Annotated in this window: 17 protein-coding genes; 8 read left to right on the top strand and 9 right to left on the bottom strand. The window is 36.8% G+C overall.

Annotated features, from left to right (window positions below; all coding sequences use genetic code 11):
* Positions 1–25: 25 nt before the first annotated feature.
* The 3 genes from BMY50_RS07725 to BMY50_RS07715 form a co-directional block, all read right to left on the bottom strand.
* Entirely contained in the window at positions 26–1,813 is a 1,788-nt protein-coding gene (locus BMY50_RS07725) for a DEAD/DEAH box helicase (RefSeq protein WP_093321503.1), read from the bottom strand.
* A 108-nt stretch (positions 1,814–1,921) separates the two neighbouring features.
* On the bottom strand, positions 1,922–4,165 hold the full coding sequence (ggpS, locus tag BMY50_RS07720; RefSeq protein WP_238383690.1) for a glucosylglycerol-phosphate synthase: 2,244 nt from the start codon (positions 4,163–4,165) through the stop codon (positions 1,922–1,924).
* Positions 4,166–4,416: 251 nt separating this feature from the next.
* Positions 4,417–5,151 carry a DUF4397 domain-containing protein gene (locus BMY50_RS07715; protein ID WP_093321494.1) on the bottom strand — a complete coding sequence of 245 codons (735 nt, stop codon included), beginning with the start codon at positions 5,149–5,151 and terminating at the stop codon, positions 4,417–4,419.
* A gap of 158 nt (positions 5,152–5,309) precedes the next feature.
* Here BMY50_RS07715 and BMY50_RS07710 point away from each other — a divergent pair, with 158 nt between their 5' ends.
* From BMY50_RS07710 to BMY50_RS07695, 4 genes are all read left to right on the top strand, one after another.
* Positions 5,310–7,913, top strand: a complete 2,604-nt coding sequence (locus BMY50_RS07710) for an FtsK/SpoIIIE family DNA translocase (RefSeq protein ID WP_093321490.1) — start codon at positions 5,310–5,312, stop codon at positions 7,911–7,913.
* 50 nt (positions 7,914–7,963) lie between these two features.
* The gene (locus BMY50_RS07705; RefSeq protein ID WP_093321486.1) at positions 7,964–8,614 is read left to right on the top strand and encodes a LolA family protein; all 651 of its coding nucleotides are present in this window, start codon (positions 7,964–7,966) and stop codon (positions 8,612–8,614) included.
* Positions 8,615–8,690: 76 nt separating this feature from the next.
* A complete protein-coding gene (locus BMY50_RS07700) occupies positions 8,691–8,909 on the top strand; it encodes a hypothetical protein (RefSeq protein WP_317040816.1) in 219 nt (72 codons plus the stop codon).
* The gene (locus tag BMY50_RS07695) at positions 8,906–9,667 is read left to right on the top strand and encodes an MBL fold metallo-hydrolase (protein WP_093321478.1); all 762 of its coding nucleotides are present in this window, start codon (positions 8,906–8,908) and stop codon (positions 9,665–9,667) included. Before BMY50_RS07700 ends, BMY50_RS07695 begins: the two co-directional genes overlap by 4 nt.
* Here BMY50_RS07695 and BMY50_RS07690 read toward each other — a convergent pair.
* Complete coding sequence (locus tag BMY50_RS07690) at positions 9,657–10,436, bottom strand: DUF3050 domain-containing protein (RefSeq protein ID WP_093321473.1); 780 nt, start codon at positions 10,434–10,436, stop codon at positions 9,657–9,659. The genes BMY50_RS07695 and BMY50_RS07690 overlap by 11 nt on opposite strands.
* A gap of 241 nt (positions 10,437–10,677) precedes the next feature.
* On the opposite strand from BMY50_RS07690, the gene BMY50_RS07685 reads away from it, so the two are divergent.
* Positions 10,678–11,313: a peroxiredoxin gene (locus BMY50_RS07685; RefSeq protein ID WP_093321470.1), complete on the top strand. Its 636-nt coding sequence runs from the start codon at positions 10,678–10,680 to the stop codon at positions 11,311–11,313.
* A 243-nt stretch (positions 11,314–11,556) separates the two neighbouring features.
* Positions 11,557–11,754 (top strand): cold-shock protein, encoded by a 198-nt coding sequence (locus tag BMY50_RS07680; protein WP_093321467.1) that lies wholly within the window; start codon positions 11,557–11,559, stop codon positions 11,752–11,754.
* 78 nt (positions 11,755–11,832) lie between these two features.
* Here the strand turns inward: BMY50_RS07680 and hppD are convergent, their stop codons facing one another.
* The gene (gene hppD / locus BMY50_RS07675; RefSeq protein ID WP_093321464.1) at positions 11,833–12,957 is read right to left on the bottom strand and encodes a 4-hydroxyphenylpyruvate dioxygenase; all 1,125 of its coding nucleotides are present in this window, start codon (positions 12,955–12,957) and stop codon (positions 11,833–11,835) included.
* A gap of 37 nt (positions 12,958–12,994) precedes the next feature.
* A complete protein-coding gene (locus BMY50_RS07670) occupies positions 12,995–14,152 on the bottom strand; it encodes a homogentisate 1,2-dioxygenase (protein WP_093321461.1) in 1,158 nt (385 codons plus the stop codon).
* Positions 14,153–14,428: 276 nt separating this feature from the next.
* On the opposite strand from BMY50_RS07670, the gene BMY50_RS07665 reads away from it, so the two are divergent.
* Entirely contained in the window at positions 14,429–15,430 is a 1,002-nt protein-coding gene (locus tag BMY50_RS07665) for a fumarylacetoacetate hydrolase family protein (RefSeq protein WP_093321458.1), read from the top strand.
* A 91-nt stretch (positions 15,431–15,521) separates the two neighbouring features.
* Complete coding sequence (locus tag BMY50_RS07660; protein WP_093323677.1) at positions 15,522–16,406, top strand: flavin reductase family protein; 885 nt, start codon at positions 15,522–15,524, stop codon at positions 16,404–16,406.
* A gap of 20 nt (positions 16,407–16,426) precedes the next feature.
* Here the strand turns inward: BMY50_RS07660 and BMY50_RS07655 are convergent, their stop codons facing one another.
* The 3 genes from BMY50_RS07655 to BMY50_RS07645 form a co-directional block, all read right to left on the bottom strand.
* A complete protein-coding gene (locus BMY50_RS07655; protein WP_093321455.1) occupies positions 16,427–18,169 on the bottom strand; it encodes an aromatic amino acid hydroxylase in 1,743 nt (580 codons plus the stop codon).
* 117 nt (positions 18,170–18,286) lie between these two features.
* A complete protein-coding gene (locus tag BMY50_RS07650) occupies positions 18,287–19,264 on the bottom strand; it encodes a 2-hydroxyacid dehydrogenase (RefSeq protein WP_317040815.1) in 978 nt (325 codons plus the stop codon).
* A 100-nt stretch (positions 19,265–19,364) separates the two neighbouring features.
* Complete coding sequence (locus BMY50_RS07645) at positions 19,365–19,754, bottom strand: DUF1634 domain-containing protein (protein WP_093321449.1); 390 nt, start codon at positions 19,752–19,754, stop codon at positions 19,365–19,367.
* Position 19,755 lies beyond the last annotated feature (1 nt).

Below are 19,755 nucleotides of genomic sequence, written 5' to 3'. Positions count from 1 at the left end.
TAGAAAAGCCTTTTTTTGTTTAATTTTACCAGCGCTTCTTTTCGCTTCTTCTTTCCCGGCGTTTGCCAGAAAAGTCACGGAATCCACCGCCATCTTTTTCGCGATCGCGGCTTCTGCTTCCACCATTCCCACTACTTCTGTAAGAACGGCTTCTACCACCTCCGCTTCGGTTACCACCATCACGTTCACCAGCTAATTCAATTCTAACGGAGCGACCGTTAAAGTCAACCTGGTTAAATTCGTTCATTACCTTGTCAGCAACGCTATTTTCTACTTCAAAGAAAGTAAATACCCCTTTTAAATCTATTTTACCAATAGACTTTCCGCTGATTTTAGCGTTATTGCAAATATATCCTAGCATATCTCCACGCGTAAAATCATCAACTGAACCTAAGTTGATAAATAGGCGTGTATAATCTGAATTATAACTTGATCTATCTGGTCTATCTCCTCTGCTTCCTCGGTCATTTCCTCGAGACTCACTTGCGCTTATGTTCAAGTCAGGAGCATTCTCATAATAATCCAAGAAACGATTAAACTCTAAACTTGCAAAGTGTTTGATAACATCTTCCTTCGAGAAATCAGCAAACTCGTCCATAATACGAGGAAGATATTGGCCTATTTGGTTATCATTTACTTCAACTGTTTTTACTTTATGTACCAAGGCAAATAATTGCTTTTCGCAAACATCAAATCCATTAGGTATCTCTGCTTTTACGAATTGCTTTCCAATTACTCGTTCAATTTGACGGATTTTGCCTAATTCTTTCGAAGTAATAAGAGCGATAGATACACCTGTTTTTCCGGCGCGGGCAGTACGACCACTGCGGTGAGTGTAATTTTCTATCTCATCGGGTAAAGAAAAGTTAATAACATGCGTAACATCATTAACATCTATACCGCGAGCGGCTACATCGGTAGCTATTAATAGCTGTAAACTTCTCTCACGGTAACGTTTCATAACTTTGTCGCGTTGTTGTTGAGAAAGATCGCCATGTAAAGAGTCGGCATTATAGCCATCTTTAATGAGTGCCTCTGCAATCTCTTGCGTTTCAATTTTGGTACGACAAAATACGATTCCAAAGATCTCAGGATTAAAATCTACGATTCGCTTAAATGCAGCATATTTATCACGTGGTCTAACAACGTAGTATTCATGATTAATATTGGCATTTCCTGTGTTCTTTGTACCAACGGTAAGCTCATGTGGATCGGTCATATAATTCTTTGCGATCCTTCTTACTTCTGTCGGCATAGTGGCTGAAAACAGCCATGTTTTTTTCTCTTCGGGAGTTGTTGAGAGGATATCATTAATGTCTTCTTGAAAGCCCATATTGAGCATTTCATCCGCTTCATCCAAAACTACGTAGCGTACTCCTGAAAAATCAATGGCTTTACGACCAATAATATCAAGCATACGGCCAGGGGTAGCAACAACAATTTGCACACCTCTTCGGATTTGACGTAATTGATCACTAATGTTTGCACCGCCGTAAACTGCTACAACGTGCACATTACCAATATTTTTCGAGAATTTTTTGATATCATTAGCTATTTGCAAACACAACTCACGAGTAGGACAAAGCACTAAAGCTTGAGGTGAATTTTGCGTAAAGTCTAATAATTCTAACAACGGCAGGCCAAATGCTGCGGTTTTACCGGTTCCTGTTTGGGCTAATCCGACAAAATCGCTGCTGCCTGTAAGGAGAACTGGAATAGCTTGCTCCTGGATGGGAGTTGGGTTTTCGAACCCTAACTCTGTAATGGCATTAACAATATCATGACGGATTCCCAATTGACTAAATGGGTTCATGAAATTCAAAAAACGTTAGGCTTTATTGCCTAAAGAAGGTGCAAAGGTAAGTTTAATTATTTATAAATCCAAACGCAAGTAATTATATATTTTATAACTTTAAATAGCTTATCTATTGCTTGTTTTCTCAAGCTCACTCAAAAAGTCGTTGCCCCAATGTTCTATATCATAATAGCTAACTGCTTCATAAAGACGCTGTATTCTTAACTTACGTTCACCATTCTCCATCGTTAATGCTTGAATTAAACTATCTTTCATACTTTTTATATCATATGGATTAGTGAGTATTGCATAAGGTAGTTCAACAGAAGCACCAGCAAATTCAGAGATTATAAGTGCTCCATTAGCGTTCTTGTTTAAACCTTGCACAGCAATGTATTCTTTTGCTACGAGGTTTAGGCCGTCTCTTAAAGGAGTTATCCAAGCAACGTCTGCAATAGCATAATACGTTAATACTTCTTCAAAAGGCACTGATCGAAAGAAAAATCGAATGGGTGTCCACTCTAAACTAGAATATTGACCATTTATTTTTCCTATCGCTTGTTCTAGTTCTTTCTGTGTTTTCTCATAAACGATCATACCTTGCGATGGTGGCGTACAGATATTTATAAGTTCTATTTTTCCTCTAAATTCTGGATATTCTTCTAAAAATTGTCCAAATGCTTCTATCTTTTCAAGAGGCCCCTTCACATAATCCAGTCGTTCTACAGAAAGTATGATGTGTTTACCCTCTGTACGCTTTTTTAGCATTTCTATTCGTTGCTGCGTCTTTTTTTGACTGTATATTCTCTTGATATTTTTGATATTGACGCCTACTGGCTGAGCACCTAAGCGTAACCGCCTATTTCCTACTTCGATCTCTTTCGTCATTTGATCAACACCTAAGGCACAGCTATAAGTAAGAAATTGCTTCGCAGCGTTAATTCGCTCGATTACTTTTATAGGCGCGTGACTCCGTAGTACGTCGACAAAATTTTCGACATAGCGAGGAATGTGAAAGCTAACGAGATCGCATTGCAATAAGCTACCTACAATTTCTCTCCGCCAGGGAATGATATTGAATATATCAGCAGGTGGAAAAGCAGTATGATGGAAAAATCCTATTTTTACATCAGGACGCAGTTGTCGTAAATAGGCAGGAACCATCCAAAGATTGTATTCGTGAATCCAAACATAAGCGCCATAATCTGCTTCTTTTGCAATTCGTTCCGCAAATAACTTATTAATATGGAGATAATGCTGCCAATGATTGTGATTAAACTTTGCCTTATCAACAAATGAAAAAATAATTGGCCAAAACGCTTCTTTAGAAAATACACGGTAAAATAGGTCAATATCTTTTTTCGTTAACGAGATAGTGGATGCTAATAAGTTTGGATATTTTTTCTCATCAATAAATTGATTAGGAGTATCTTCCCCTTTTTTATTTTTAACTTCTTCGCCAATCCACACACCTGATCTACCGTTCTCAAAAAAACCTAACAGGGAAGGAATGATTCCATTAGGACTTTTTGGAGCTACTCTAACTTCTTTATCACCAATTAGCTCTTTATCAAAAGGAAGACGATGGTAAACCATTAATAGCTGAGGCTCACCTTGTTGTTTATTATTAGTAACACTTTTTGTGGCTTTTTTATAATAGGATTGAAATGCTGGAAAATGCAGCATTGATTCCAGTATTCCACCAGCCCCTTGATTTTTTGCATGGTACACAGTAGAAATATTGCTCGTGGCCTTACATAAAGCGTCTTCTGCACCACCTACAACAACACCATTAAAACCAGTTTCATAGAGTGATAAATCATTCATTGTATCCCCCGCTACTAACACCATCTCTTCAGCAAAATTAAGCGTCCGGATAAGCTGCTTTAGTGTAGCACCTTTGTTGACACCCCCTGGTAATATGTCTAGATATTGCCCCGCAGACAGTAAGACATCGCATCCATAGTTGTCGGCTATTTTTTGTATGGCACTTATATCTGTATCTTTCTCGTAGTAAAAAGAGCATCGTCGTTGTTGAGGCACCTCTTGGAAATACAGATCTTTAATTGAAGTCATTCTTTCCTTAAGCGTAAAAATCCCGGGCCATCTCTTTTCAATGTCACCTTGTATAGGTTCTAAAGGTTCCAATGTTCTACCATTCACAACGGTTGCACCAACATCACATATAATATAATCCGGATTAGGAATAATTGGATCGTTTAGAAGGGGTAAAACAGACTCTAATCCTCTACCTGTCACAAATACTAAACGTATATCACGGTGACTTTGGATGAGTCTATATAGATTTAATCGTTCCAAATTTTTTCCGCCTAAAAAAGTACCATCTAGATCAGTAGCTAACAACATCATTTTCTATTCTATATAATTATTCGACTTAAATTTTCTTATTGCAGCAGCATAGCTATCGCCTCCAATCACACTGATTTTTTTCAAATTTCTGTGGAGTTTTAAGGTAAAACGAATATTTAAAGATTGCTAGATATATAATGCAATCTGTTTTGAAGTATGCAAAGGTAACAAAAAAAGACGAAGATAAAAAAGCCGCCCTAGGGGATAGGGCGGCAGTCCATCAAATGGGGATGCGATGGACATCAATCAACCTAATCGTGTTTGAGAACAAAAACTCTCAATTTTTGAGCTTCTGTTTTCGGATCCATAAGGCCCCCGGCCATTATGGTATAATATCTTCCTGCTACGGGTTTAAATTCTTCAACAGCCAATTGTCTATTTGTAGCATGATCTAAAATTTGTACATTATAGGATGTTTTGTCATCCGCTATTATGTCACCAAATTGACTATTTTGTTTAAATTTTTTATTTGACGCGAGTAAGGTGTCAATGGTGTTTACTTTGAGATCGAACGATACGGAATCAGGACATAAGTTTATAAACCTAACTTTTGCATGATTTTCTTTAAATTCATCACCAGCGTAAAAATCTCTTACACCCAACAATTCTAGAGAGTCTAATCTATCTACAGCGAAAATCGTGTAATAGACACTGCCCTCAAGATTCCAGTTTTTAATGTCTAGCATTTTATTATCCGAAGCCCTGTTTACTTGAAATTGATGTCCACCCGGAAAAAACGGTAAGTAAACGATACGATTACCTAAATTAAAACTTTGATTGTTGGCTCTACTACCATCAATTCCAACAATGAGATCTCCGGCATCTGGAGAAGCGTGTACAATGGAAACTAGTGTTGCTGGAATACTTCCATTGTCTGCGTTATCATCTTTTAAACAAGCGCTTAGAAGCAACACAAAAGAAGCAGCAACAAATGCATAAATGTGTTTGTACCTCAAGTTCTTTAATAATAAATTCGAAATGTTCATGAAATCGATAAACCTATGAATATGTTTTAAATTCCCCGTTTGTGTGTTTAACGGTCTCTATAAATAAAGTGCTACAACGTTTTGTATTTTTTTAAATCCTCCTGTAGGTCATCGTCCAAAAAAATCCATAAGTTTGTACCAACGTATTGCAATAATTAATGTTAAGAGGAAATCAATTTAGATCCAATTCAGCGAGAAGCGATGCAAAGGAGAAGAACCTTGCTTCTAGGTCACCGCGTATGGAGAAGTCAGGGAAGAAGGAAACAGTGTCAAAAAAGCTTAATTTTGAATCAAGCAAGATCATTAAGATTGTTGGGCTATTTTTTCTAGTGTTATCTTTATATTTTTTGATTGCCTTTACGTCATATTTATTCACGTGGCAAAATGATCAGAGTTATGTCTCTGCCTCAAATGGTGGTTGGGGCACATTGTTCAAAACGCGTGAAGAGTTAGAAACATTAGGTTTTAAAGAAGTAATTATAGAAAATTGGCTGGGTAAATTAGGGGCTTTACTTGCAAATCAATTTATTTTCGAGTGGTTTGGTGTCGCATCTTTTCTATTCATTGGTGTCTTTTTTGTTATTGGTTACCGATTATTATTCAAAGTAAAATTGCTGCCTTTAGATAAGACTTTAGGATATGGCTTTTTTCTTTTGTTATTTACTTCTATTACTATTGGCTTTTTTCATGCATTTATAAGTGATTACCCACATTTTATAGAGGGTGAATTTGGTTTTTGGTCTAACAAAATTCTGTCGGCACAAATTGGATCAGCTGGCGTGGGTGGCCTATTGCTTTTCATTGGATTAACAGCCTTAATTGTTGCTTTCAACTTAGATTTTAAACTTCCTGAAAAGAAAAAGAAATTAGCGTTATATAAAGAAAATGAAGAGAATTTGCAAAGAGAAGAAGATGAATTAGAAGATATAAACGAAGACGAAGAGATAGAGGACCCTTACAGTGTTGATTTTCATAAAAATCATTTGAAGAATGAGGTCGACCTGAACATAAAAGACGATGAACCGAAATTAGCACAGAATTTAGAAGTAAAACCTAAAACGAAGCCCGAAGAGCCAGTTAACAGTAAGCCTTCGTTTGAATTGGAAACAATAAATTCTACTGAAGATTTTCAACAGGATATCTTTAAAAATGAAATAAAAGATACCCCTAATCTTACGGTTGAAAAAGTTAAAGAAGAAAAACCCTTAACTACTGCCGACACGCTGGTTGAACAATTCGGACAATATGATCCAAAATTGGATTTAGCCGGCTATAAATATCCCCATCTTGATTTGCTAAGAGATTATGGTTCAGGGAAAATTGTGGTAAATAATGAAGAACTGGAAGCAAATAAAGATAAAATTGTCGATACGCTCGGGAATTATAATATTGAAATCGACAAAATTAAAGCTACAATAGGCCCAACAGTGACGCTCTATGAAATTATCCCCAAGCCTGGGGTAAGAATTTCTAAAATAAAAAATCTTGAAGACGACATTGCTTTAAGCTTAGCAGCCTTAGGTATACGTATTATTGCCCCTATGCCCGGCAAGGGTACAATTGGCATTGAGGTGCCAAACACTAAGCCAGAGATGGTAGCCATGCGCTCCGTGATAGCAACAGAAAAATTCCAACATACAGACATGGATTTACCTATTGCATTAGGTAAAACAATATCCAATGAAGTTTACATTGCCGACTTGGCCAAAATGCCCCATTTATTGGTTGCTGGGGCCACTGGCCAAGGTAAATCCGTAGGAATTAATGCGATATTAACTTCGCTTCTTTATAAGAAACATCCCGCTGAGCTTAAATTTGTATTGGTAGATCCCAAGAAGGTCGAATTATCATTATTTAAGACTATTGAACGTCATTTCTTAGCTAAACTTCCCGGAGAGGAAGATGCAATTATCACAGATACAAAAAAGGTAATCAATACGCTGAATTCTCTTTGTATAGAGATGGATCAACGATACGATCTTTTAAAGAATGCACAGGTTAGGAATCTTAAAGAATACAATAATAAGTTTATCAACAGACGGTTGAACCCGGAGGAAGGCCACCGTTTTCTGCCATTTATTGTGTTAATAGTAGATGAATTTGCAGATCTAATGATGACGGCAGGTAAAGAAGTGGAAACACCTATTGCTCGTTTAGCTCAATTAGCACGTGCAGTAGGGATTCATTTGGTAATTGCCACGCAACGCCCCTCTGTAAACATAATCACTGGTACAATAAAGGCAAATTTTCCTGCACGGTTGGCTTTTAGAGTGTTATCCAAGGTAGATTCCCGTACCATTCTAGATTCTGGTGGAGCTGATCAGTTAATAGGTAGGGGTGATATGCTTTTGGCAACAGGAAGTGATTTGATACGTATACAATGTGCATTTGTTGATACCCCTGAGGTAGAAGAGATTTCGGAGTTTATAGGCGCGCAACGTGGATATGCGTCTGCATTCATGTTGCCCGAATATGTAGATGAGAATGGTGAAGGTAGTGGTTTAGGCGACATTGATTTGGTAAATGATAGAGATGCTCTTTTTGAAGATGCTGCCCGTTTAATTGTATTACATCAGCAGGGATCCACATCATTAATTCAGAGAAAGTTAAAATTAGGGTATAATCGTGCAGGGAGAATCATAGATCAATTGGAAGCAGCAGGTATCGTAGGACCGTTTGAAGGTAGCAAAGCTAGAGAAGTACTTTATCCTGATGAATATTCATTGGAACAGTTTTTGGAGACCTTGAATAGAAAAGAGTAATACATTGCTCATTGCTTTATAAAATTGCTATAAAGCAGAACATTTGAAATATGAAACGCATATTAATCGTTATAACAATCATATGTTGGACTTTTTCTGCAATCGCACAAAATGATCCAACAGCTCAAAAACTACTCGCTTCCGTGAGCAAGCATTATCAATCTTTTAATAATGCCCAGATTAATTTTACACTGAAAGCTGTAAACCATCAACAACAAACTACCTTAAATGAAAAAGGTGTTTTAATTGTTGAACCCAAAACGGATAAATTTCATATAACAATGGGTGAACAGGAGATTATTTCGGATGGGAAGTTACAGTGGACTATATTAAAAGAAGAGCAAGAAGTTCAAGTTGCAGAGGTTGATCCTACAGCATCAACTTCTTTAACACCAGCAACTATTTTTACATTTTATAAAAAGGGATATAAATACATATCAACAAAGACGGAACGCCTTGGCAATAAACAGTTGAGCGTTATCGAGCTAGCACCAGAAGATACTAAGAAGCAATTTTTTAAAGTGCGATTGAGAGTGGACCAAGCATCAAAGCAGATTTATGATGTTGTAGTATTCGACAAAAATGGAAGTAAATATACTTATAGCATCCAAAATTTAGTTTCTAATATTAAAATTGCCCCTAAAACTTTTATATTTGATAAAGTAAACTACCCCGAGTTAGAAGTTGTAGATCTTAGGTAGTGAAAATTTAGATAAAAGTATATTGTTACCATTTACACAGCACAGTTTAGATAAATTGGAATCCTTATTTAAAGGAATGGGGTATAGAGTACGATACGAGAAGGGAAACTTTAAAACGGGGTCCTGCATGCTGCAAAGTAGTAAAGTGGTAGTAGTGAACCGCTTTTCAAATATCGAGGTTAAAATTAATTCGCTAATAGATCTCTTGCGGGAGATAGAACCTGATACCTCAACATTAGACGAAAAACAGAAGCAACTTTATTTTACAATCAAACAAACTAAATTAACACTTTGACAATTACATTTTTAGGCACAGGAACATCTCAAGGAGTACCCGTTATTGCATGTAATTGTGAAGTATGTACCTCAGGAGACTCAAATGATAAACGTTTGCGTTCTTCAATTTTGATTAATGTAAAATGGAAAAATTTGGTGGTTGATACCGGCCCCGATTTTCGCTATCAAATGTTAAGAGAAAAGGTGCAACATTTAGAGGCTGTTCTATATACGCATGCACATAAAGACCATATTGCGGGATTAGATGACGTGCGTGCTTTTAATTATACGCAGGGAACAGCTATTGATGTCTTTGCAGATCACCTGGTTCAAGATGCTCTAAAACGTGAATTTTATTATATTTTTACTGAACATAAATATCCTGGAATTCCGCAGATTAACTTGCATGACGTTTTTGATACCCCATTTTATGTAGGGGACATTGAAATTAAACCAATAGATATCATGCATTACAAATTACCTATTAAAGGTTATAGATTTAAAGATTTCACTTATCTTACTGATGTCAAATCTGTGCCTGAAGCTTCCATCGAAAAAATATCTGGTACAAAGGTGTTAGTAGTTAATGCTTTACAGCGTGAGCCACATATATCTCATTTTACATTAGATGAGGCTATCGTTTTTGCACAAAGGATCGGTGCTGAAAGAACTTACTTTACCCACATTAGCCATAAACTTGGTTTGCATAAAGAGGTGTCTGCAATGTTACCCGAAAATATCTTTTTGGCATATGATGGGCTAAAGCTTACGCTCTAGTTAAAATCGCTTCCAGAGCACTATCCCAAAGTTTTATACGAGATGAGAGTGCTTCCTTTACAGCCAGTGTGGCTTTTTTCCAACGATCTCTATTTGTACCACATAATTTACTTGTCATTTCTAAAGCCAAATTACTGTGATGATCACCATCTACCTCTATATGTCTCTCAAGATAATACTTAAGAATAGATACGTTATCAGGAAATTGCCTGTCTAAATCTTTAACAATTGAAATAAACATAGCAGGAATTAAATCTTCTCTACTAAATGTAAATACGGCAGACTGTATATAGATTTCGTTCGTATTGATAACATTAAAGGTGTTTTTTAAAAATAGATTGGCCGCATTTGGCACCATACAAGTTTCGAGCGCTTCATCAAGAGGAATCTTCTTTTGAAGAAGTTCAGCTAAACGGTACATAGAAGAAGTATTGGCGCCACATTGAGCCATTGCTTCTAAGTATAGTTCATAATGGCTTTTACGATTGCCTAAATGGTCAATGTCCGATTCTTCGCCCGTAACGATTTCGTTTATAAGGTATCTTGTATCTGCATCACCAACAGGAAACCAAGGTACATCAACACAGGTTAGATTTATTTGCAATGATTTCAGTAAAGACATAAAGTCCCACACCGCATAAATGTGGTATTCCGTAAAGATTTTTAAATCCTCAATGTTTTTTATGTTTTTGTATAAAGGGTGATTAACGATTTCCAGTTTGTAGGGGGCAATTTCCTCTTCAAGTATTTTTAGATTCTCCAACGACATAGTCTATCTAATTTTTTCGGCAAACTTAGATAAAACGGATGTATGATGCAAGCAATATACTTGTCTCCAGTCAATGTGAATAAATGATGACTAAAAAAGCCTTTTAAGTCGATCGATGTAATTTAATTGTAATACGTTTGATATACAGCAAATGTGAATGTTTTTATGTCATTATAAATTTGGGAATATCAATTAAACTCTATTACTTTGGTATACATTATAAAATAAAGGAGGAAAAAAAATGAGTTTACAGTTAGGAGATGTTGCACCAAATTTTGATGCTGTGACAACCGAAGGTAATATTAACTTCTATGACTATGTTGGCGATAGCTGGATTGTTCTATATTCCCATCCCTCAGACTACACACCAGTGTGTACAACTGAATTAGGAAAAACCGCTTCGCTTAAGAACGAATTTGATAAACGAAATGTCAAAGTGTTGGCACTCAGTGTGGATAGTGTTGAAGACCATCACGGATGGGTGAAAGATATTAACGAAACGCAAAATGTTGAGGTTAACTTTCCCATTATAGCTGATAAGGATAGAAAAGTTGCGGAGGCTTACGGGATGATCCATCCTAATGCATCAGCTACGGCAACAGTACGTTCTGTATACATTATCGATCCGAACAAGAAAGTTAGGTTAACAATTACTTATCCAGCTTCAACTGGAAGAAATTTTCAGGAAATCCTGCGTGTGATTGATTCGTTGCAATTAACGGAAAATTATAGTGTTGCTACTCCTGCAGATTGGAAAGATGGGGAAGATGTTATAGTAGTGCCAGCAATAAAGACAGCTGATATTCCAAGCAAATTTCCAAAGGGTTTTAAGGAGATTAAACCCTATTTGCGTACAACACCTCAACCAAATAAATAATTTAAAGCATTCATTAACCATTTTAATTTTTTGCTTAATCCATTGAAATTTTAAAAATTTTATAGTAGGTTTGATATTATATTGTTTAAATAACTAATCTGTATTCAACTAAATTACATGATTGTGTTGATGTAGGTTGTTTTTTACTTAATAGCAAGAATTAACCCTGTGTTTCCTAAGTTATGATACAAAAGTATTCCAAAATAGGTTCCACAACAATGTACACAACAAATTTTTTTATTAATGAAAACTGGAAAAGTAAAATGGTTCAATGCACAAAAGGGATTTGGATTTATAATTCAAGATGATGGAACCGACATTTTTGTTCACTTTAAAGATGTTCAAGGCGGAATTGATGCTATCAAAGATAACGATCAGGTGCAGTTTGAAGTGGCAGATGGAAGAAAAGGCCAACAAGCTGTAAATGTTAAGAAAATCTAGGTATATATTTTTTTAAGAATTTATTAGTTTAACTTAACCCGTGCCCAATGTTCTTGAGCACGGGTTTTTTGTAGCATATTATAAATTACCTCTTCTTTCCTGTTCCCGCTCAATTGCTTCGAATAATGCCTTAAAATTTCCCGCTCCGAAACTCTGTGCCCCTTTTCTTTGTATAATTTCGAAGAAAAGAGTAGGGCGATCTTGTAAAGGTTTCGTGAAAATCTGTAATAAATAACCTTCTTCATCCCTATCTACTAAAATTCCCAGCTCTTGAATTGCTTTTATCTCTTCATCAATCTCGCCCACTCTTGATGGGAGCATATCGTAGTATGATTGTGGGGGGGCACTCAAAAATTCAACACCATTTTCCTTCAGTTGCTTAACTGTTTGCAAAATATTCTCCGTAGCAAGCGCGGCATGTTGCACACCTTCCCCCTCGTAGAATTCTAAGTATTCTTCAATCTGCGATTTTTTTTTACCCTCAGCTGGCTCATTAATAGGAAATTTTACAAAGCCGTTCCCATTACTCATTACCTTACTCATAAGTGCAGAATATTCCGTGTTTATTTGTTTATCATCAAATGAAAGAATATTCACAAAACCCATTACCTCTTCATACCATTTAACGGTGTCATTCATCCTATTCCAACCTACATTACCTACACAATGATCGATATGCAATAAACCGCTTTCTCGTGGATGATAGTCACTTTTCCAATCAATATAGCCAGGCATAAAAGGGCCTGTGTAATTTTTCCTTTCAACAAATAAATGAACGGTCTCCCCATACGTATAAATCCCGGCTGTTTTTACCTCTCCACTTGCATCTGTTAATGTTTGCACTCCTTGGTAGGATCGGGCGCCTCGTTTAATTGTTTCTTCGTACGATTTTTCTACGTCATCTACCCATAAGGCCAGAATCTTTACCCCATCACCATGCTTTTTTACATGATCAGCTATTGGATGGTCTGAATGCAAGGCTGTCGTTAATACCAACTTGATTTTTCGTTGTTTTAAAACATAAGAAACGCGGTCGCGTACCCCGGTTTCCGGACCGGCATATGCGTGCGATTGAAAGCCAAATGCGGTTTTATAAAAGTGGGCAGCTTGTTTCGCATTCCCAACATAAAATTCAATAAAATCTGTTCCATTAATGGGTAAAAAATCCTGCGCTTTTGCGATTTTCTCAGCAAATGTATTCATAGTCTTTTTTGTTATGCATTTTCAGTAATAAGCTCATTCATTTGCTCCATGATTTAAAATAATCATTGTCTTCAATTAGCAAAGCATCTTCAGTAAGCATTAAGGGCCTAAAAGGATCAATCATAACCGCTAGCTCCTCCGTGCTTTTCTGACCGATGCTTTTTTCAACAGTTCCAGGGTGAGGACCGTGAGGTATACCGGCAGGATGTAATGTTATCTGACCCTTTTCCACGCTCGCGCGGCTCATAAAATCACCGTCTACATAATATAGAACCTCGTCAGAATCTACATTACTATGATTATAAGGTGCCGGAATAGATTGCGGATGATAATCATACATTCTGGGGCAAAAGCTGCACAATACAAAATTATCGGCTTCAAAGGTCTGATGAACAGGAGGGGGTTGGTGCAACCTACCCGTTATAGGCTCAAAATTGTGGATGGAAAAAGCCCAAGGATAATGATAACCATCCCATCCAATGAAATCAAAGGGATGTGTTTCATAGGTATAAGGATAGAGCATGTCTTGTTTCTTTATTAACACCCTAAAATCACCTCTCTCATCATAGGTTTGCAGGTTACTTGGCCTCCTAATATCACGCTCGCAAAAAGGAGCATGCTCCATTATCTGTCCAAATTCATTTCGATACCTTTTAGGAATTCGTATAGGACTAAAAGATTCTACAATAAACAGACGATTATCCGTATGCTGGAAAGTGATCTGGTAAATGATACCTCGAGGTATAACCAAATAATCCCCATATGAAAATTCAATTTCCCCATAACCCGTTTTTAATACGCCTTTTCCTCTATGAATAAAAATAATTTCATCAGCTTGACTGTTCTTATAAAAATAGTCTACCATAGAGGTTTCTGGCGCAGCTAGTGATATATATAAATCGTTATTGACTAAAACAGGCTTTCTACTTTCTAAGTAATCTAACTCAGACTTAATCTGGAATCCTTTTAGGCTAGTGTGTTTAAGATGCTTTTCCCTTGCAATTTTCGGAGCTACATCCTTTGATGCACCAATCTGCTTAACGATAGTTGGTGGATAACAGTGGTAAACTAGCGAATATAAACTTGAAAATCCATGTGTTGAAACAAGTTCCTCTGCATATAATTCACCATTTGGTTTTCGGAAAATAGTATGTTTTTTTAAGGGGACTTCCCCTAATTTATAATATGTTGGCATGATACTAACGTTATCTAATTAATAGACTATTAACTTCCTCCTGCAACAGAACCTTTGCAAGTTTTACGCTATTTCTTGTGAATCAGTACTGCGCAAAAATTATTTTTATCAATAATGACCTCTTCAGTAATGAAATACTGATTGAACATAATCTTAAGGGTATATAAGTAGCCATAGAAATAGCTTTGTTATGTGGTTTTACAAATTTAATAAAAATAGCAAGGAAAAACGGTAATTTATTGTAAAAATCATAGATTTGAAAGGTAGAGCAATAGTATGAAATTAGTTTCCTATCAAATAAATTTTGAAGAACGTATAGGATTGTACGTGAATAATACTGTATACGATTTAAATAGTTGTGATAAGCACATACCTTCCAAAATGGGCGACTTTTTAGCTGGTGAAAAAAAGGCAATGGAAAGAGCGCATATGATTTTTGAAAGATTAATAGAGGATCCTGACTTTGCCGAACGGATAAAGCAGCCTATTCGCTTGTTATCACCTATACCGCACCCACCTTCATTAAGAGACGCATACGCCTTTAGACAACACGTGCAAACAGCCAGAATGAATAGAGGCCTAAACATGATTCCAACTTTCGACGAATTTCCTGTTTTTTATTTTTCTAATCATAGGGCGGTTTATGGAGAAGGGCCAATACATTGCCTACCTGATCATTTTAATCAATTGGATTTTGAATTGGAGGTGGCTATTGTGATCAATAAACGGGGGAGAAATATTCAGGCACATGTAGCTGATGATTACATTGGTGGGTATATGATTATGAACGACTTTAGTGCAAGGGGGCTACAAATGCAGGAAATGAAATTGAACCTTGGTCCTGCCAAAGGGAAAGACTTCGCCACAGCCTTAGGCCCATGGTTAGTCACGACGGATGAATTAGCGGGACATGCTTGTCCGAGTCCAAACGGACATGTAGGAAATACCTTTAATCTAGAAATGAAAGCTGCTGTAAACGGTATAGAAGTATCTAAAGGTAATTTAGCTGATATGCATTGGACCTTCGCAGAAATTATTGAACGTATTTCTTATGGTGTTGAGCTTTTTCCGGGCGATATCATCGGTTCTGGCACCGTTGGGACAGGGTGTTTTCTAGAGTTAAATGGCACGGGCGTTAGAGAAAACTCCGCTTATCAGGAACAATGGCTAAATCCAGGGGATGAAATCAGTTTATCCGTGTCAGGTCTTGGTGTTTTAACCAACCATATTGTTAAGGAAGACTATATTCCAGGTATTTTTACCATGAACCCTACATAAATAATTCGTAACCAAAGTCCCCCTTAACAGAACATCAAAGCCGGTCTGGTGATTCATGAATTACCGCGGCTATATAAATAGCAATAAACAGATGAATATAAAAACGATAGAACCAAATTCAACCTTGTTTGATAATATTTTTAAACATGCGGTGGCACCTCGGCCGATTTGTTTTGCCAGTACTATAGATAATGCAGGGAATGTTAATTTAAGCCCATTCAGTTATTTTAACATCGTAAGTCAGCAACCCGCAATATGTGTTTTTTCACCTTTACGCCGTATGCGGGATGGCTCTACAAAACATACATTAGAGAATATTAAAGAAGTACCAGAGGTAGTCATTAACATCGTGAACTTTAACATAGTACAACAACAGTCGTTAGCAAGTACCGAATATGAAAAGGGAGTTGATGAATTTGTGAAATCTGGTTTAACACCCATCCCATCTCTCATGGTAAAACCACCTAGGGTAGCTGAATCAACTGTTCAATTAGAATGTAAAGTGCGTGAAATTATATCCTTCGGAGACAACCCTGGAGCGGGTAATATGGTACTAGCCGAAGTGATGCTTATGCATGTAAAGGACACAATTTTTGATGATGACGGTAACGTGAACCAGGCAAAATTTGATCTAGTAGCAAGACTTGGAGCAAATTGGTATTGTAGAGTATCAGCAGATAGTTTATTTGAAGTAACGAAACCTCTAAAAAACCGAGGAATGGGCGTAGATCAATTGCCCAAAGAAATTAGACTTTCTTCAATTCTTACTGGCAATCATTTGGGGCAACTTGGAAACGTCGAACAAATGCCGGATGAGTTAGCCGTAGACGCATTAAGACAGGAGGAAGAAATTAGAGATTTAATGAATACATTTATAGGCGATAAAACAAGCCTTCAAATACATCTACATAAAAAAGCTGCTGAATTTCTAGATAAAGGAGATACTGAAACAGCTTGGAAAATTTTATTACTATGATTTATTTGCAAACCCTATAACTAATCACCTAATAATGCTAACCCATCATTAATTAGTTTGGACAATTCTACATTTTTATTTGCTCGAACACAAAGATAATTTTTGATAATTGAAGCTGTACTCATATCAAATTGATATTTGTAAAGCAATTCTAAAATCTCAAGAGGGCAAAGCCATTCATTCGGATAAGCACTGCTTACTAAATTCCAAATAATAGGCAACCTCTCTAGGTTTTTTTTAGACTCCCGAATGTTTCTAACCTCTTTATACAGCTGATGTAGTCGAATTGTCTGTTCGGTATAGATAGGGTTTGGCGTGTGCGCTTCTGATTTAAGAGCTATTTGTACATAGGTGTTTTTATCGGCAGCGCCACAAAAAACTGAAATAATTTTTTCTCCAACAGCCATGTCATAGGTGCCATCCCTAGATTCAAAATATTTTTTAGCAGTTATTGTATGAGCAACGGTACAGTCGGCAAAACGAATGAGAATAATTTTACCCTTGTTTTTCCTAATGCTTTTAACTTTACCTTTAACCTTTATACCCGATTTGAAGTGAAGATGAGTGTATTGATCAACAAAAATATTAAAACGTGCCAGCATTTCATCCGTAAATTCTTCTAAGGGTGTTAAGGTGTCTTTTAAAAGACCTACTGGCGATCCAAAGCCATGTGCATGAAATTCCTTACCATGATCAGTTATTTGCTTGTCGTCTATAGATAATGCTGTCGGACCTTCCGTTTGTATATAAGTAAGTTCATTTTCCTTAGTCACTTCTATAAACTTACCCGAAATTTGAAGCCCAGAGGAGCAAACGGCTGTACATACATTTTTGCATTCAATGGCTTTAGCTATGCTCTCGTTGCCACCTATTCTAAAGGCCATCCCGTCTGCAAATTCATTTAGCACATCTAACAGTTGATCAAAATTGGCCGTTACAAAAAGCTGTGGTTGCGGTTTTGTGATGTCGTATGGGTAATTTACAGCATCTATTGTATAAGGAATTTTTTTTACATCAGGTTGCATACACGACGCACTTTCTCCAATAGAAGATAAAAGTCCTGCTCCGTATATTTTTGGTTCCTTTAATGGGCCTATCAAGCCATATTCTACAGTCCACCAGTGTAATCGACTTAAAAGGGCCATTTCGGAAGGTTCACCCATATTTTCTTGAATAGTTTTTAATTCTTCTTCTGCTTCGGTAATTTCAGAAGCAGCTGCATTAGTGGCTTCTTTTAAAATTGATAGTTTTCGGATGGCTTCATATAACTGAAAATCCTTAAAAGAAAACATCGCTTTAGCGCCAATTTTTCCAAAATAGTTGAGATAGTCAGCATATGCTTGTTCGGCAATAATAGGCGCATGTCCCGATGATTCATGGATAATGTCTGGTGTGGGCGTATAAGCAATGTGCTCAAGTTGTCTAATATCTGCTGCGATAACCAATACATGATAAGCTTGGAACTCCATAAAAGCAACAGGAGGGATAAAACCATCGACTGTAGCCGCACCCCATCCAATTTCCTTTAAATGATCATTCATTTCTTGAAGATCTGGAATACGTTCAATACTTATGCCCGCTTTTTTTAAACCAGGGATATACGGATAATAAGCAATATCTTTGAGGTAGTTATAGTTCTGTCTCATTACATATCGCCAAACCGATTGATCTATTGGTGTATATCGTTCATAATGTTGGTCAACAATATACTGCTTTAGGTGATCTGGCAACTGCTCAAGAATAGGATTACCGTAGGTGTTCATGGTTCATTGGCTTTCTTAAGCAAATTTACCAAATTGATGCGGTTAATTTATTAAAATTTTGATAAAAATAATTTTACATTCCTAATATTTCGATTTTATAGCCTGTTATAGGTGTATTTATTGGTAAACTTCAGGATTAACAATATTTGGTAATTTTAGGCCACTTAGCGCAGCAATTACATTTTCTGCCGCCAATTTTGCCATCCCATCTCTAGCCTCTACGGTCGCAGAACCGATATGAGGAAAAACAGCTACATTGGGCATTTCAAGAAGCGGATTGTCTGGCTTCATGGGTTCTGGGTTTGTGACGTCCAGCCCTGCTCCCCATATTGTTTTGGCATTCAATGCCGCTATTAAGTCATCTTCATTATGCACACCACCTCTAGAGGCATTAATAAAAATGGCTGACGACTTCATTTTTGAAAATATATCTGCGTTAAATTTGTTTTTTGTTTCAGCCGTAAGCGATGAAAATGCCGCAAGTACGTCACTTTCTTTCACAAGCTCGTCAAAAGATACCCTTTTTGCACCCAATTCCTTCTCAGCTATTTCATTAGTTGATCTATTATGGTAGATGATAGGCATATTGAATGCAGCCTTTGCTTTTTTTGCCAATTCGAAGCCAATGTTGCCCAAACCAAAAACTCCTAACGTTTTTCCGTTTAAAGAAAAGCCTAAATCGTCTATTGGCTGGCTAAATCCCCATTCACCTTTAATTATTTTTTTATGTAGGTAAAGTGCCTTTCGAGATACTGTTAACATCAATAGAAATGCGGTATCAGCAGTCGCTTCACTCAGTACATCAGGTGTATTTCCTACTGGTATCTTCAATTTCGTTGCCGTTTTAACATCTACGCGGTCATAACCAACTGAATGTAAAGAAATAACTTTAAGATGTTTACAGGCATTTAGAAAAGATTGATCTAGCGGGCCCCATCCCGCGGATAATAATGCATCGTGTTGCTTGCATCGTTCAATTAATTCTTCAGGTGCCAACTCACGGTTCTCCGTATGCTGCTCATATGAAATGCCTGCTTTTTTTAATAAATCCAGGCCAATTTGAGGGATAATTCTATCGATAAATACAGTCATCATTATTTTAATATAGAGGTATCGGTATCAAGTATCAAGATCATGACGTCAGTGTCAAGATTTTCGTATCAAGTACGTATCAGTACTTCCAGCACTTTATATTTTAGTGCGCAAAGCCAAAAAAGACACTAAAACAAATAATGCCTATTACTATCAGCGTTATGCCAACATAAAGATAATCCTTTTCAAATAAAAAGGCTATCAGCGAAAAAATAATTCTAAGGATTGGGGTAAGAAACAGCAACATAATTCCCAATAAGATAACCGATTCTCCTTTTCCCTTACTAACATCTTGAAACATTTCCCGAATGAGTACAAAAATATTTATATCTTGTTCTACAAAGCTACCGTAGTGAACTATTTCCTGGTCATGCCGAAATAAATAAATTAAACCACCGAGTGCTGCTACGCCGAGGGCAATCCATACACCATAGCGTAACAGATTACCTATTACGTATTGAATATCTTTATCTCGTATTTGGTCTTTTTCCATA

The sequence above is a fragment of the Olivibacter domesticus genome (genome assembly GCF_900109575.1).
GTDB classification, from domain to species: domain Bacteria; phylum Bacteroidota; class Bacteroidia; order Sphingobacteriales; family Sphingobacteriaceae; genus Olivibacter; species Olivibacter domesticus.
The sequence above is the reverse complement of the archived record's forward strand: the minus strand, read 5'-3'. Positions and strand labels throughout refer to the sequence as shown.